Raw genomic sequence first — 13,133 nt, forward strand, 5'->3', positions numbered from 1 at the left:
TATATGGCCTGTAAACATCTTATATACATCAATTACTCATACGGCAGCCCGGGGGTTCCGGGCTGCCTGTCATTATCTTTTCAGAACGGCTCTCGCTTCCTTACCGGCACGACGGACGGCTTCTTCGGGTTCCAGCTCATTGCGTAATACGACACGGGAGTAATAACGCAGAATAATGTTGGAAACGTCAGCGACACTGGCGAAGGATTCGTTTATTACCGAGTTGTTGAGCTGTTCAACGAAAGGTCTCACTTCATCAGCCTGGAAATGAGGGTGATCTTTCAGAGCGGTCAGGGTAGGCAGTTGCTGTAAAGCCATGCTGGCTTTCAGGTTCATGTCGTCTTCCATCAGCAGCTCGATCAGGTTCCAGCTGTGGCTTTCGATTTCATGGGTGTTTTTGAACATCATCAGGGCGCGACCGTCCAGATTGGAAAAGTGCGGGTCGCCAGCCTTGCGTACAGGCAGTGGTGCAATACCAACGTCTCTGCCGATTTCCATGGGGCCACCCATGGCATCCTGCAGGTTCAGACGCCAGCCAAAACCATACTGTGGCCACATGCCGATGGTACGGGAGAAAAAGTTCTGTTCCATGGTTAGTGGCGAGTACTTCTGAAGTTCGCGCATGGTGCCAAAGAATTCCGCCATACCGGCTTCTTCCTGATCAAACACCGGATGAGTACCGTAGCGATTCAGCAGCTGGTACTGACCGTCATTAAAGTTGTAATACATCTGCGACAGCATGCTCCAGTACCAGCTGCCGGAGGAAATTTCTTCGTTCCAGAGTACGGAGCCGTATACCCGGTTACCATTGCTGCGGGGAGGAAGTGCGCTGATTTTTTTTGCGGACTCAAGGTATTCGTCCCAGGTAACGGGAGGCTTTTTCGGATCCAGCCCGGCTTCGGCACATTTATACATCAGTTTGACCTGTAACCAGCAAGACATTCAAAGCCAGTGCTTGTCTCCATGGTTTCCTGTTAATTGAATTATCACTTATGCAATCAAAGTACTGGCTAAAAGCAGGAAACTTGCTGAAGGGAGTAATGGCTGCGGGTACCATGATTTCAGCAAGTTCCTGAACTTTTAGAGCCTGGCAAAGTCAGTGACTCTGCCAGGTATAAGCAGCTTGCAGACTACTTATAACCAGATTTCCAGAGTATTACCGGACTCCTGCAACAGGCTGTTCAGAGTGGTCTGTTCAATTATCGCAGCGCCGGTACGGTAAGCGTTTGGCAGCTCTGTCAACTCAACATCAGTACCGTTCAGGGTTGCACGCTTTGGTGTGTACTCGCCCTGTTCCGGGTTGATGACCAGCTGGCAAGGCTTGTCGAACAGACGGAAGTTCAGGCTGACTTTACCCAGTTCTTTGCTGACAATCGGGTCCAGTACCAGGTTGTTGTTCTGGTAACGAACACCCAGTACGTTGCTGATCAGCTGGTTGATGTAGATGCCCGGGCCACTGGAGTAAATTTTCCAGCCGCCTTTCACCTGAACGTCACCGGTCTTCAGTTTTCCGAAGTTCTCGTAGGCTTCGTAGCGGTCATTGAACTTACCATCGGAGCTGGAGAAGTAAGCGTTGGATTGACGCAGTTCCGCATTCGGCACAGCTTTCTGGATATCTACCGGCAGAATCTTGTACAGGTTGTCGTAGACTTCCTTCGCCTTACCCATTTTGCACAGGGCTTCAATAAAGCGGATGTGTGCGTGGCAGTATTGCAGGCCAACTTCGCGTCCCAGGTTTGCCGCCAGTTCAGCTCGCTTGAAGTAAGTCTGTTTACCCGCCTTGTACTCTGCCATGCGATCCATCAGGCGAACGCCGTCCGGGCATACCAGCTTGTCTTCAATGATTGCCATGTGCTCTGCTGCCATCTCCTTGTCAAAAGTCTCGGAGATGATAGAGCGTGACGCTGGCAGCAGACGGTACTTGATGCCGGTTTTCTGATCAGACGGGTGCAGCAGGTATTCAGGCTGCTCAATGTCGCCTTCCGGGAAGTGCAGGAAGCCGGTGATAATACCATCCTTGATCAGGAACTTACGGTAGTCCGCTTCCATTCGTTCCGTCAGGTCAGACACCTGGGCAACAAAGTCTGCGTATTCTGTCTGACCTTCCAGAGCGGCGGTCAGGGTCTTGAAGGTCTGCAGGGTCAGAGGAATAGTCCAGCCGCTGACCATGTTCTCACGCAGTGCCTGATTGGCAGGCTGCAGGGTGTCATCCCAGTCGCCGTCGCCGTAGCAGGACAGGGAAGTACCTGGTACCAGATTGTTGATGATGTGCTTCACCTGACGTTGCAGATGGGCAAACAGGCTGTACTGTTCAGTGGTGAAGTTAAAGCCGTTTTCAACGCTGGTGTAAGGGATTTCCTTCTTCAGTACATCAAAGTCACCTGTCGTTTGCAGGTAATCAGCCACTGCTTTCAGAGGCCAGACTACGATGTCACCGTGGGATTCTTCCTGCTGAATGGTGTTGTACTGGTCGAACATGAACCACTGCGGCCAGGTACCGGTCTCAATGTACTGGTGGCTGTAGATGGACTCCAGAATATCCACAGCGCGATCATAACGCTGCATGGACATGAAGAATTCGAATGGCCCCTGAGACACGTCACGGGTACCCCAGGCTGCGCCGGAGTACTGTTCCAGACCGTGTGGTGTGCTGTAGTGTACCAGTGCGTTGTGAGTGAACCACTGCATGGTGTCGTTCAGCTTCCGGGCATTGTATTCGTCGTTTTCGAACTGCACGCTGAAGTCATTGACCAGATCGTTCTGGCGAGCCTGATAGGTACTGGTTTCTTTGTCGAAGTCCAGCGGCTCAACAACTGCCTGCTGGCGATCTGTCAGGGATGCGCCGATGGTCAGGCTGGCTTTGCCCTGCAGCTGGCCAGACAGAATGAGGCAACGGGCAGAGTCATCTTCTTCACAGGTCACGGTGGAAACTTCAGACACTGCCGGGTCGGTCAGCAGGGTGAAGCTCAGCTCAGGATGGTGCTTCGCAACCAGTTCATTGTTGCCGGTAATGTGGATGAAACGATCCCGGGTGGTGACTCTGACGGTCGCGTCTTTCTCATTGTTACCCATAATCAGCTGGTTGCTGATCCGGATATCCAGAGGTTCGCTGATGTTGATGGTTTCGATGTCCATCTGTAATGCGGTGGTGTCGCAGGCACTGAAGCAGCGAACCTGAATGTAGCCACCCTGGAGTTTGTAAATCCAGCGGGAGAAGTTGGCACCGGCTTCGAAGGCAGATGGCATGGTCAATACTTTGTATTCGCCGTCTACTTTTACCCAGATTCGCTGGCCGGAAGATTTGAACAGGTTCAGGAACGTGCGGTCTACACCCAGCAGTTTGTTGAAACCAGCACCAGGTGGGAGTTAAATACTCCGTACATGCCGTGAGTAGAACTCAGCACTGCATTGGTAAAGTCCTGATTATTGCCGGAAGAGATCATGTGACCGGTGGAACGCTCCAGGTACAGTTCTTTCTCCTGCAGAGTCACGTACTGACTGTCACCGTGGAAGAACGACAGCAGCACACCGTTTTTCTCTTCAACAAAACGACGCTCGGTACCAAAGAACTCTGTCACTTCATCGCTGGACAGTGGTGTACCCGCCAGCACGGACTGACCGCTCAGATGAAATTCAGGTGCCGCAATGGCAACGGCCTTATCTTTGGCTGGAGCTTCGTAATGAACTGCAATATTTTCCGGGGCTTCAGCTTCTGACACATTGGATTTTTCCATGTGAGGCTTGAAGTACAGGTAGAAAACAGTGCTGCTGGCGTCGCCGTCCTTCAGGGTGATGTCAGCAGTTTGCAGGGCAACGTAAGCCATTTCGTACTGGTATTTTACGTTGTCCAGGGTTGGCTTGATCAGGGCTTCTGGCTGGTTGGTAAACTTGTAGCTCTTACCGAAGAACTGGGTGCCATCGGCTGAGAAAGCGACAGCCGTGAGTTTTAACCGGTAGCTTTTCTGCGAAATTCCTCTCTGCAAAAACCCCTTGAGTTAATTGTTTTGAAACTACTGAATTCAGGACAATCCGATCGAAATATTCCAGTTTCTTTCCGGAGGGCTATTCAATTAGTGGCTGCCCCCGCTAAAACCCATTCTGGCGGCTGCAGCGGGTTGATACATATTATGAACCGGCAATAATTCCTCAGCTGTCACAGCCACTGGGTTTTCATTGGCCGAAGCCTCTGTGCCACCTGCGGTCGAGGAAGCCGACTCCTGAATCGCCTCCAACGTAGCATAACCGGGAACCTCTATTCGCCTGAAACGACCTGCCTCGTTATCATAGTTAAATGTCACCTGATAAGTGTTCTCCACAAATTGCGCCATCCACTTAGCAACGATCGTTTAGCCTCTTCGTCGTAAGCCTCCCAACTTTGAGTGGGGAGATATAAGGTGGGAGTCCGCAAGGACGCCGGTTGAGTTTTTGATATAGCTCTTACCTTGTTCTAACTTTGTTTTCGGCTTTTGCTGTCAGCTATCGAAAACTAAGTAGCTCCTCAATGAGTGCTGAATAATGAAAAACTTCGGTCAATCGTCTATCTTCCATGTATGGCTTTTTCAGCACACGACGAACTGCAACCAGATCTGCCAGAGAAGCTTTTAAGGTTCATCACCCAGCAGCAAGAGCAAACCATTCAGCTACAAGGGCAGGTCGAAGCTCCTGAGGCTGAATGGTTTGTTCTTGCTGCTGAGTGATCTATTCTTGTTGCTGGGTGATGAACCTCAAACAGGACATAGGACCTGACAATAATCAGGCGTTTTGAACATCATTCTGGCTACTTCTTATATTGTGGTTACTGCCGTAGCTTATAATGAAATGCAGCCTCCGGGGCTGTCGGAGTCTACCAATCAGAAAAATATGCGTTTTCAAATGAGTCATGGTTTAAAGGGGTAGTTTTAATTATTTTCTTTCATTAATTTCATGAAGAAGCTATTTCCGAAGCCCCAGGCACCATTAAGGATAAGTCCAATTGGTATCATAGCTGCTTTTACTGTAATCCCTTTAAGGGGAAAGACAACAAGGAATGCTACAACTGTTGGTCCAATAGCACCGAAGATTGTAGCCTTTGCCCAATGCTTTGCTCCTTGATCCTTTTTTACAAGGTGCCAAATAAGCATTCCCCAAAGCCCCCCAAAGAATGCAAGGGAGATAATACCAGGAACGCCAAAAGAATTAGGCGTCATATCATATGGAGCGAATGGAATAACTTTAGCTAAGAAGAGCAGCCCGATGATCCCTTGATGAAAAACAAGCGTGGAGATAAAACCTGAAATAAAAGCTTTCATATTTGTTTTCATAGATACCTCTTTTAACGTTGTCATACGTGGAAAAATCAGACCACTAGCCGAGGAGCTTAAGCTTCACTTGCCCTGGTATCAAGCCCGGATTATTATAAAAGGAGTTGCCAACAGCCAACCCGCAATCTTTCTGTTCAGATCACTAGCCAAAACCTCTTGTGTTCAAACAGAGCTGACAAAACCGCAGCTACATCCTGAAGCCATGGGCAACGAAATATCCAAACAAAGGTCATGAATCAAATGCGTTGATCTCGTATATCTAACGACCAATACTTGCTGTTATCCTGCCGATTTTCCTATGGCAATTATTAAAGTCGTTTGTGCTCACTGTGATACCACAGATGGTGTCGTGAAAAATGGTAAAGCGCCCTCAGGCATACAGCGCTATCTGTGTCGAAATTGCAGGCAAAGCTTCCAGCTTGAATTTGTCTACAACGCCAACAAGCCCGGTGCTCACGAGCGCATAGTGGATATGGCCATGAATGGTTCCGGTGTCAGAGATACGGGACGCGTTCTGGGCATCAGTCCAACGACGGTCATCAGCCACTTAAAAAACTCGTCCCGCGACAGGTGACATCACTCCCCTTCGACAATGAAGAGCTGGTGCTCATCTGCCAGATGGATGAGCAATGGTCTTATGTCGGCAATAAAAAGAATCAGCGTTGGCTATTCTATGCGTGGGAACCTCGCTACCAGAGGGTGATCGCTCATGTTTTTGGTCGAAGAACGAAAAAGACCTTGAAGAAACTGATAAAGCTGGTCAAACCTTACAAGTTCAAATTTTACTGCACAGATGACTGGAAGCCCTACGGATCAGAACTGCCGGAAGATAGCCATGTTATCAGTAAGAAGCTGACCCAGAGCATCGAGAGAACAAACCTAACGCTTCGCACTCGGCTGAAGCGGTTAACACGTAGAACGATCTGTTTCTCTCGATCAGACGAACTGCATGATAAGGTTATCGGGGAGTTCATCTCACGAACGTGGTATCAACGTGTTTGATGCGTGACCCAAACAAAGGTGAGCTGTGCTCAAGTTCAGAGTTTTAAAAGCACAGTTGTTTGGTCAAATAGCCAGGATGGACACAACCGCCACTGACAGCTCTAATTTCTGCTCATACCGGTTCCAGCAGTTACGAATCCGAAACTGCGGAATAATCCAAAACAGTACACGCTTAAGGAATAGTATCAGTGAAGCACTGCCGTCTGTATCAGGCGGCAGTGTTCAACAGAAACGGTTACAATATTGCCTTGTTGATTTTGATCACGGCTTTCTGAATCTTTTTGTCGTCCTTGCGGTAGCAGGGACGGTGAATATCTCCCGGATAGAAAATGGCGAAATCGCCTTCGCCCAGAGACAGGTATTTTTCATCCTTAATACCTTCAACATAGGCGACATCCTGATCCAGGATATGGTCATCAGCCACACTGTCGTATTGATTGCTTTCGGAATAGCCAATCACTTCACGGCCTTTCAGGACAACTTCAATATCGACATACTGGTCATGGAATTCCGGCGTCGTTTCTTCGCAGTCACAGCCTTCGTGGGTATCTGAGTACCAGTACAGGTCTTCCCCCATCACTTCGTAACGTTTGCAGGCGGTCAGGGCGTCATCCATTCTGGCAATAATGTCTTTCATCGCCATTTTGATGATGGGGTTAAACTGGTGGATGTCGTCTATATCTTTCAGATTACCGGTGATCATATCATTCTCATTATTGCGTTATTAAAAAGGAATCCGACATTGTTCTGAGCCTGTCTGGTCATCATTTTTATACGACAGGTTTTTTGCTTAGTGGAACTCAGTGATAAGAGTGCGCAGTTCTTTTAACATAATGGCGTTGGCCAGAAAAAAAATTGACCTGTGGCAATACAGTAAACTTTAACGGGGGAAGGAAGCGTTATGGAATTCATCAAGGGCTACCATGCCCATATTTATTTTGATCCTGAAGAGTCCGTTGCCGCTGAATCATTGTGTCACGCAGCAGGAGAACGTTTTGACCTGAGGGTGGGACGCTTGCATATACAGCCTGTTGGACCGCACCCGCGTGGAAGCTGCCAGCTTGCTTTCAGGGCTAACCTGTTTGGAGAGCTGATTCCCTGGCTGCTGATAAACCGGAACAGACTGACAGTGATGGTTCATGGACTGACCGGAGATGACTTGAAAGATCATATCGATTATGTGTTCTGGTTGGGGGAACAGGAAACACTGAATCTGGATAAGCTTTAAATGTCGTCTGATTAAGCCCCTGATCAGGGCTTAATCTGGCTGACGTCTGTAAGCAGTTCGTTCAAAATGTCCATTTTTTCTTTTGACAGGCTACTGGTCAGCTTGTTGTAGCTGGCGTCCACTTCCGGTGCCATTTCTTCCAGCAGGCTGCGAGCTTTTTCAGTAACGCTGATCAGGGTACGGCGATGATCGTCGGGAGACTTGCGACGTTGTACGTATTCCTGCTGCTCCAGACGCTGGATAATACCTGTCAGGCTGGGGCTGAGAATGCAGCAGGTTTCAGCCAGCTGCTTGGTTTCCATTTCCTCATGATCATTCAGTACCCGCAAAACCCGCCACTGTTGCTCAGTGATGGAGTGTTCCTGAAGCATCGGGCGGAAAAAACTCATCGCAGCTTCACGAGCTTTCAGTAATTTCAGGGGTAAAGAGGTCTCGTATTTACGCATGGGTAATACTGCTTTATTTGGAGGGGGACGATTGTGTTCATGTTAGAGAGGATAATCAAGTCTTTGATTAAAAAATGATCTTTTTTTACGACATGTTGACTGTTTTTTGTTAATGGTCCGAAGAGAAGCGGGCTGAGGCGTTTGGAAAGCGGTCAGTCATTCAGGTATTCTCTGCAACCTCCCGGGCTGACTGAGCCACTGTGGCGGTTGTTTGCCCTATGGCAAAAGCTGTGTTGTTATCGCCAGAAACCGACTATTTTTTATAAGCTTATCTTTCGAATTAAAGGAGCTGCTTCTCTATGCCTGTATCTTTTCCTGATCAGGAAAATTCTCTGAAAACCTATCTCGACAGCCACTCTGATGATCAGCAACAGGCTGACCTGATGGGAGAAGCCCTGATCGGCGTGACTGCGGATGATGAAGTGACAGGCAGTGTGTCTAAATATCACGCTCATGCGGGGGCTGGCGTGTTGCACAGGGCGTTCAGTGTGTTGTTGTTCAATACAGAGGGAAAGCTGCTGATTCAGAAGCGTTCGGCAGAAAAGATAACCTTTCCTGACTACTGGGCCAATACCTGTTGTTCTCACCCTCTTTATACCGAAGATGAGCTGGAGGCTGCTGACAGTGCCGGGGTTAAGCGTGCAGCGATTCGCAAACTGGCTCAGGAGCTGGGTATTACCGGTGAACTGGCAGAAGGTGATTTTACCGCCATGACCCGCCTGCATTACCGGGCAGAATCGGGCAATGGCTGGGTGGAAGAGGAAATGGACCATATCCTTATTGCCAGAGCCACCGTCACACTGGCTCTGAATCCGAATGAGGTGGCGTCCGTCCAGTGGGTGTCCCGTGGTGAGCTGTCAGACCTGCTGAAGGATAAAGAGGTTCTGATCGCTCCCTGGTTCAGGGTTATTGCTGAACAGCTGTTGCCAGGCTGGTGGCCTCACACCGGAGATCAGAAAGCCCTGAAACACCTGGCTGACAGGCGTATTATCAGGGCTTGATCTGGAGTTAAGCTTCCGTCTTGCGAATGCCTTTGTCTTCAATGATGATCAGGCGCTGCTTGTATAAACCACCCAGCGCCATTTTAAAGGTGCGCTTGCTGGCTCCAAACTGCTTACGAATGATCGCCGGATCGGTTTTGTCATTGACGGGCAGAAAACCGTTGCTGGCGTCCAGTTTGTCGAGAATAGCCTGACCCAGATCAGACATTGCACCTTTGTCAAAACCCGGTTTCTTCAGGCTTAAATCGATTTTACCGTCATCTCTGACCCGTTTAATGAAACCATCCAGACGGTTGCCAATCTGGAGGGTTTTACCGGATTCCTGCACGTCATTATCAAAAATCAATCCCTGATGGCGATTATTGATAATGGCCATAAACCCCAGGTCTGTCCGGTCACTGATCAGCAGAGAGACAGACTGACCGTTCTTGTAGGCAGGTTTCTGCTGGCTAAGAAAACGGTTGATCTTGCTGGAAGCGACAATGCGACGGGTCTGGTCATCCTGGTACAGGTAGACCACATAGGATTTACCGGCTTCCATCCGGCTTTTCTGCTCCGGATAAGGGCATAACAGGTCTTTGCCCAGGTTCCAGTCGAGAAATGCACCCACGGGGTTAACCTGTTTGACGGTCAGGCTGGCAAATTCGCCGATTTGTGCGAACGGGGTTTCAGTCGTAGCGATCAGGCAGTCATCAGAGTCCAGATAGACAAAGACATCGATTTCATCACCCACCGAGCAGTCTTCCGGCACAAATCGTTTGGGCAGCAGGATTTCGTCGAACTGCTTACCGTCCAGAAACACCCCGAACCCGACTTTATCAACCACTTTCAGGCGGTTCCGGCGTCCAATCTTAACAAACTGTTCAGTCATAAAAGCAGTCCTGAGTAAAAATGGCGCAGAGTATAAACCTGAACAGTGGGTGAGCAAATGGATATTGCTACTGAAGTTGCTACTGAAGCTGCTTCAGAATGGATTCCAGAGTCTCAGCAATATGACTGGCAGAAGGTCGACGTTCCGGATCGAATTGTGTTGCACTGTTGATGAGTTCGATCAGCTGCTTGTACCCCTGTTCGTGGATTGCAGGTATTAAGCCTGTCGGATCTTTTTGAGTGAGTTCAACGTTGTTAAAATATTGCTGAAGCGGAGAGGCAGTAAGGCTCAGCTTCAGCCCTTCCGTGTTGTAGATAAACCCATTGGCCTGATTTGTGTAATAGTGATAGAAAGGCTTGTTTACCTGTAGTTTTTCAACCAGCTCTACTGTTTGTGGGTACAAGTTAAGAACAACTGCCAGCATAAAACCGAATGACCAGATATCACCTTTTAAAGTGGCTGAGGTGTATCGCCACTCTTTGGGATAGCCTGCCGGGAAACGAATTTCAGGCGCATGGTGCAGATTATTGCTGAAGGTGAATTTTTTTCTTCCCAGGGCGTGACTACCAGAAACCGCGTCAACCTTACTGGAACGTTCAAAGTTCGCAAACGCTATATGCATTTCTGGTTGGAAGCGTACCAGCAGGCTTTTAAGGGCGATATCCCCATGGGCGACGCTACGGGCATGCATAAATTCCATGGCCCTTGCTAATAGCGCCATATGTCTGAGCATCTCCGTCAGAGAAATATAGGGCTGGGAAAAAAGGTAGTCCTTGAGATTAGTGTCATAAAGCTCCAGCAGAGGGATGGCTATCAGAATGTCCTCACTCTTTTCATGAAAGCGAATAATGTTAGGTTGACCTTTCAGCAGTTTGATGAAATCGGCCTGGCGGGCAACGCCACCGATGATCTCCATGAACTGGTGAGGATTGCCATTACTGACCGTAGGCCAGGTGCTATCAATCTGCAGCATATTCAAAACGCCTTGCGACAGAATCAGGGTCTGATACTTCTGGTCCTGATAAAGACTGGTGCTATAAGGCTGTGTGAACCAGCGTCGCCCTGCTTTAGAGAAGTGGTACTGACTCTTGGTTTTTCCATTGGCAATAATGTTTTCTTTTTTAAAAACAACCAGCTGGTACATTTCGCTGGAGTCCATATCCACCTGTTCATTGCCTTGTAACGGGCGTGAAATGGTGTAGAAATCCACATCATCAGTGATGGCTCCGGCAAACGTAAGCTCTATATGACCCATAAGCGGTGTGCGGGGTGATTTGAGGTTCAGGTTGGACATTGGAACCATTTGCTGAATCTGGGTATCCAGTTCCTGTATGAACTGACCGCCAGGGTCAAGCATGTAAACGGTGAATATGTCTTCCCAGTTTTTTTGAGCCTGAGCGTGTAATGAACAGATCAAAAGTGCCAGTGATAATAGAATGTGATGGCGCAAATACTTCAGTAACTTCATCTCTGTCTCCTTTTATTCTGTTCATTCATAATGAGTAAAGACTTTCTGTTTACTATAGGTTTTTTTAGGTCGTTACATAGCATAAGACTTCACTGGCAAGCATAAGTTGCAGCCCGATCGTTTATTTTCGATGATGCATGAAGAACCCTGCCTGTTAGCCGATGGCTTTATTCAGGCTTGTGTCAGGTTGTGGAGGCAAGTGTGCGTCTGGCCATCTTTCTGCTGCTGTTGACGGTTAACCCCCTGATAACCCTGCTGGCTCAGCCATTACAGGCGTTGGATCAGAGAGTTTACAAAGTTGCGATACTGGATCGTTTCTACCCCCGGCTGGATGGTTTTGGCTCGGATGAAGACCGCAGCCGTCACAGTTGGCTGTACGGTATGGTCGATATCGACAATGATCAGGTGAAAGAGCCTTTCTATCATGGTGACATTGTCCGGATGATCGCCACGCACCCGCGCATCACGTTTATTACCTATCCGATTCAGGATGATCGCGCGCCAATGAGTGAAATCCGGCGCAATCTGCAGAAAATTTATGCCCGGCTCCAGATTCAACCGCTGGATGCGCTGGTGCTGTCCTGGGAATCGTCCACCCTGATCAGTTCGTTCGATAAGCCATTGCAGCGTGAAAACGTTGATGAATACAAAAAGATGATTTACGCAATGGGGCGCAAAGATCCGGTATGGGCTGACACGTATGAAATTATTCGCTGGCTGGAAAAAATTGTCGACCATGGGGTTGCGGTTTACACCATTTCTGGCAATGGCGGACGGGGGATGGTGAACACTTTCTCTTTTGCTGATGGTGTTGTGACCGTTGGCGCCAGTGAATACGAGCTACGGCATTATATAGCCGACAATCCTTTTGTGGATGTGCATGCACAGGCAGCCTATGAACTGAGACGGGTAGATGATGCTGAAGGCAATATTCTTGGGTATGACATTAATGGTGACCAGTGTGTGGATATCCGCAGGGAACGTTTGTCCAGTGTAGGTTACGGACAGAAGGATGAGGAAAAGCAATGGTCAGAAAAGCAGTGGCCTGAAAAATACTGGCGGTTACTGATTGGTTCTTCCTTTGCTGCACCGGCTGCACTGAGATCTGCACTGTTTTCTGACCTTGAGATAAATGACTGCTATCAGCGATAAGCTGACATTCTAACCGCATATTCACGGACTGATTCCGGCTACCACTCAGGTTATGATCACGCCATCTTTCTGATGGTGATCAAATGGCTTCGCTGTATTTCTATTATTCCTCCATGGATTCCGGTAAAAGCACTTATCTTCTGCAGGCTGCTCATAATTATGAATCGGCGGGTAAGCGCGTACTTCTGCTGACGCCTATGATCGACGATCGTTTTGGGGTGGGTAAAATAACCTCTCGCATCGGTTTGCAGAAAGAGGCTGTGGCCATTTCAGGCAATGAGAACCTTCTGCAGCAGATTCGCACGGAACACGACGAATCTCGTTTAACCTGTGTGATGATTGACGAAGCGCAGTTTCTCAGTGAACAGCAGGTCTGGGAACTGTCTGCTGTGGTCGATCAGCTGGGTATTCCAGTGTTATGTTTTGGTTTGCGTACCGATGCATTTGGAGAAGCTTTTCCTGGCAGCAAGGTGTTGCTGGCCGTTGCAGATGAGCTGTGTGAGATCAAGAGTATCTGCAAAAAGTGTGAAAAAAAGGCCATTATGCAGCTGCGCCTGGACGGCGATGGTCGTCCGGTAAGTTCCGGCTCTCAGGTTCAGATTGGGGGGAACGATACTTATCTGTCTGTGTGCAGGAAACACTATAAAGAGATGTTGGGGCAGTAA

Annotated in this window: 14 protein-coding genes and 1 pseudogene; 6 read left to right on the forward strand and 9 right to left on the reverse strand. The window is 48.6% G+C overall.

Annotated elements, in window-relative coordinates:
- Positions 1 to 72 precede the first annotated feature (72 nt).
- The 4 genes and pseudogenes from V5J35_RS18780 to V5J35_RS18795 all read right to left on the reverse strand — a co-directional run bounded on the left by V5J35_RS18780 (position 73) and on the right by V5J35_RS18795 (position 4,316).
- The gene (locus V5J35_RS18780; protein WP_354008620.1) at positions 73 to 915 is read right to left on the reverse strand and encodes an extracellular solute-binding protein; all 843 of its coding nucleotides are present in this window, start codon (positions 913 to 915) and stop codon (positions 73 to 75) included.
- 219 nt (positions 916 to 1,134) lie between these two features.
- Positions 1,135 to 2,688, reverse strand: coding sequence for a GH36-type glycosyl hydrolase domain-containing protein (locus V5J35_RS18785; protein WP_354011321.1), 1,554 nt, complete (start codon positions 2,686 to 2,688; stop codon positions 1,135 to 1,137).
- A gap of 306 nt (positions 2,689 to 2,994) precedes the next feature.
- Positions 2,995 to 3,983 (reverse strand): annotated as a pseudogene (locus V5J35_RS18790) (cellobiose phosphorylase); the annotation flags it as partial.
- 87 nt (positions 3,984 to 4,070) lie between these two features.
- Positions 4,071 to 4,316 (reverse strand): hypothetical protein, encoded by a 246-nt coding sequence (locus tag V5J35_RS18795; protein ID WP_354008621.1) that lies wholly within the window; start codon positions 4,314 to 4,316, stop codon positions 4,071 to 4,073.
- Positions 4,317 to 4,505: 189 nt separating this feature from the next.
- On the opposite strand from V5J35_RS18795, the gene V5J35_RS18800 reads away from it, so the two are divergent.
- A complete protein-coding gene (locus V5J35_RS18800) occupies positions 4,506 to 4,697 on the forward strand; it encodes a hypothetical protein (protein ID WP_354008622.1) in 192 nt (63 codons plus the stop codon).
- Positions 4,698 to 4,898: 201 nt separating this feature from the next.
- Here the strand turns inward: V5J35_RS18800 and V5J35_RS18805 are convergent, their stop codons facing one another.
- Positions 4,899 to 5,300, reverse strand: a complete 402-nt coding sequence (locus V5J35_RS18805; protein ID WP_354008623.1) for a hypothetical protein — start codon at positions 5,298 to 5,300, stop codon at positions 4,899 to 4,901.
- Between the two features lie 298 nt (positions 5,301 to 5,598).
- Here V5J35_RS18805 and V5J35_RS18810 point away from each other — a divergent pair.
- A protein-coding gene (locus tag V5J35_RS18810; protein WP_354007591.1) for an IS1 family transposase occupies positions 5,599 to 6,302 on the forward strand; the annotation gives its coding sequence in 2 pieces (ribosomal slippage) (positions 5,599 to 5,842 and positions 5,842 to 6,302; 705 coding nt in all).
- A 235-nt stretch (positions 6,303 to 6,537) separates the two neighbouring features.
- Here the strand turns inward: V5J35_RS18810 and V5J35_RS18815 are convergent.
- Complete coding sequence (locus V5J35_RS18815) at positions 6,538 to 7,005, reverse strand: NanQ anomerase/TabA/YiaL family protein (protein WP_354008624.1); 468 nt, start codon at positions 7,003 to 7,005, stop codon at positions 6,538 to 6,540.
- A 198-nt stretch (positions 7,006 to 7,203) separates the two neighbouring features.
- On the opposite strand from V5J35_RS18815, the gene V5J35_RS18820 reads away from it, so the two are divergent.
- A complete protein-coding gene (locus V5J35_RS18820; protein WP_354008625.1) occupies positions 7,204 to 7,530 on the forward strand; it encodes a DOPA 4,5-dioxygenase family protein in 327 nt (108 codons plus the stop codon).
- A gap of 23 nt (positions 7,531 to 7,553) precedes the next feature.
- On the opposite strand, the gene hpaR is transcribed toward V5J35_RS18820, so the two are convergent.
- The gene (hpaR, locus tag V5J35_RS18825; RefSeq protein WP_354008626.1) at positions 7,554 to 7,976 is read right to left on the reverse strand and encodes a homoprotocatechuate degradation operon regulator HpaR; all 423 of its coding nucleotides are present in this window, start codon (positions 7,974 to 7,976) and stop codon (positions 7,554 to 7,556) included.
- A gap of 299 nt (positions 7,977 to 8,275) precedes the next feature.
- On the opposite strand from hpaR, the gene idi reads away from it, so the two are divergent.
- Positions 8,276 to 8,977, forward strand: coding sequence for an isopentenyl-diphosphate delta-isomerase (gene idi / locus V5J35_RS18830; RefSeq protein ID WP_354008627.1), 702 nt, complete (start codon positions 8,276 to 8,278; stop codon positions 8,975 to 8,977).
- 7 nt (positions 8,978 to 8,984) lie between these two features.
- Here idi and V5J35_RS18835 read toward each other — a convergent pair whose 3' ends face one another.
- On the reverse strand, positions 8,985 to 9,848 hold the full coding sequence (locus tag V5J35_RS18835) for a CvfB family protein (protein ID WP_354008628.1): 864 nt from the start codon (positions 9,846 to 9,848) through the stop codon (positions 8,985 to 8,987).
- A gap of 79 nt (positions 9,849 to 9,927) precedes the next feature.
- Entirely contained in the window at positions 9,928 to 11,316 is a 1,389-nt protein-coding gene (locus V5J35_RS18840; protein WP_354008629.1) for a protein kinase domain-containing protein, read from the reverse strand.
- 201 nt (positions 11,317 to 11,517) lie between these two features.
- Here V5J35_RS18840 and V5J35_RS18845 point away from each other — a divergent pair, with 201 nt between their 5' ends.
- Together V5J35_RS18845 and V5J35_RS18850 are read left to right on the forward strand one after the other, a co-directional pair.
- Positions 11,518 to 12,468: a hypothetical protein gene (locus V5J35_RS18845; protein WP_354008630.1), complete on the forward strand. Its 951-nt coding sequence runs from the start codon at positions 11,518 to 11,520 to the stop codon at positions 12,466 to 12,468.
- An 83-nt stretch (positions 12,469 to 12,551) separates the two neighbouring features.
- Complete coding sequence (locus tag V5J35_RS18850) at positions 12,552 to 13,133, forward strand: thymidine kinase (RefSeq protein ID WP_354008631.1); 582 nt, start codon at positions 12,552 to 12,554, stop codon at positions 13,131 to 13,133.

Source organism: Endozoicomonas sp. NE40, assembly GCF_040549045.1.
Classification (GTDB): Bacteria; Pseudomonadota; Gammaproteobacteria; order Pseudomonadales; family Endozoicomonadaceae; genus Endozoicomonas_A; species Endozoicomonas_A lisbonensis.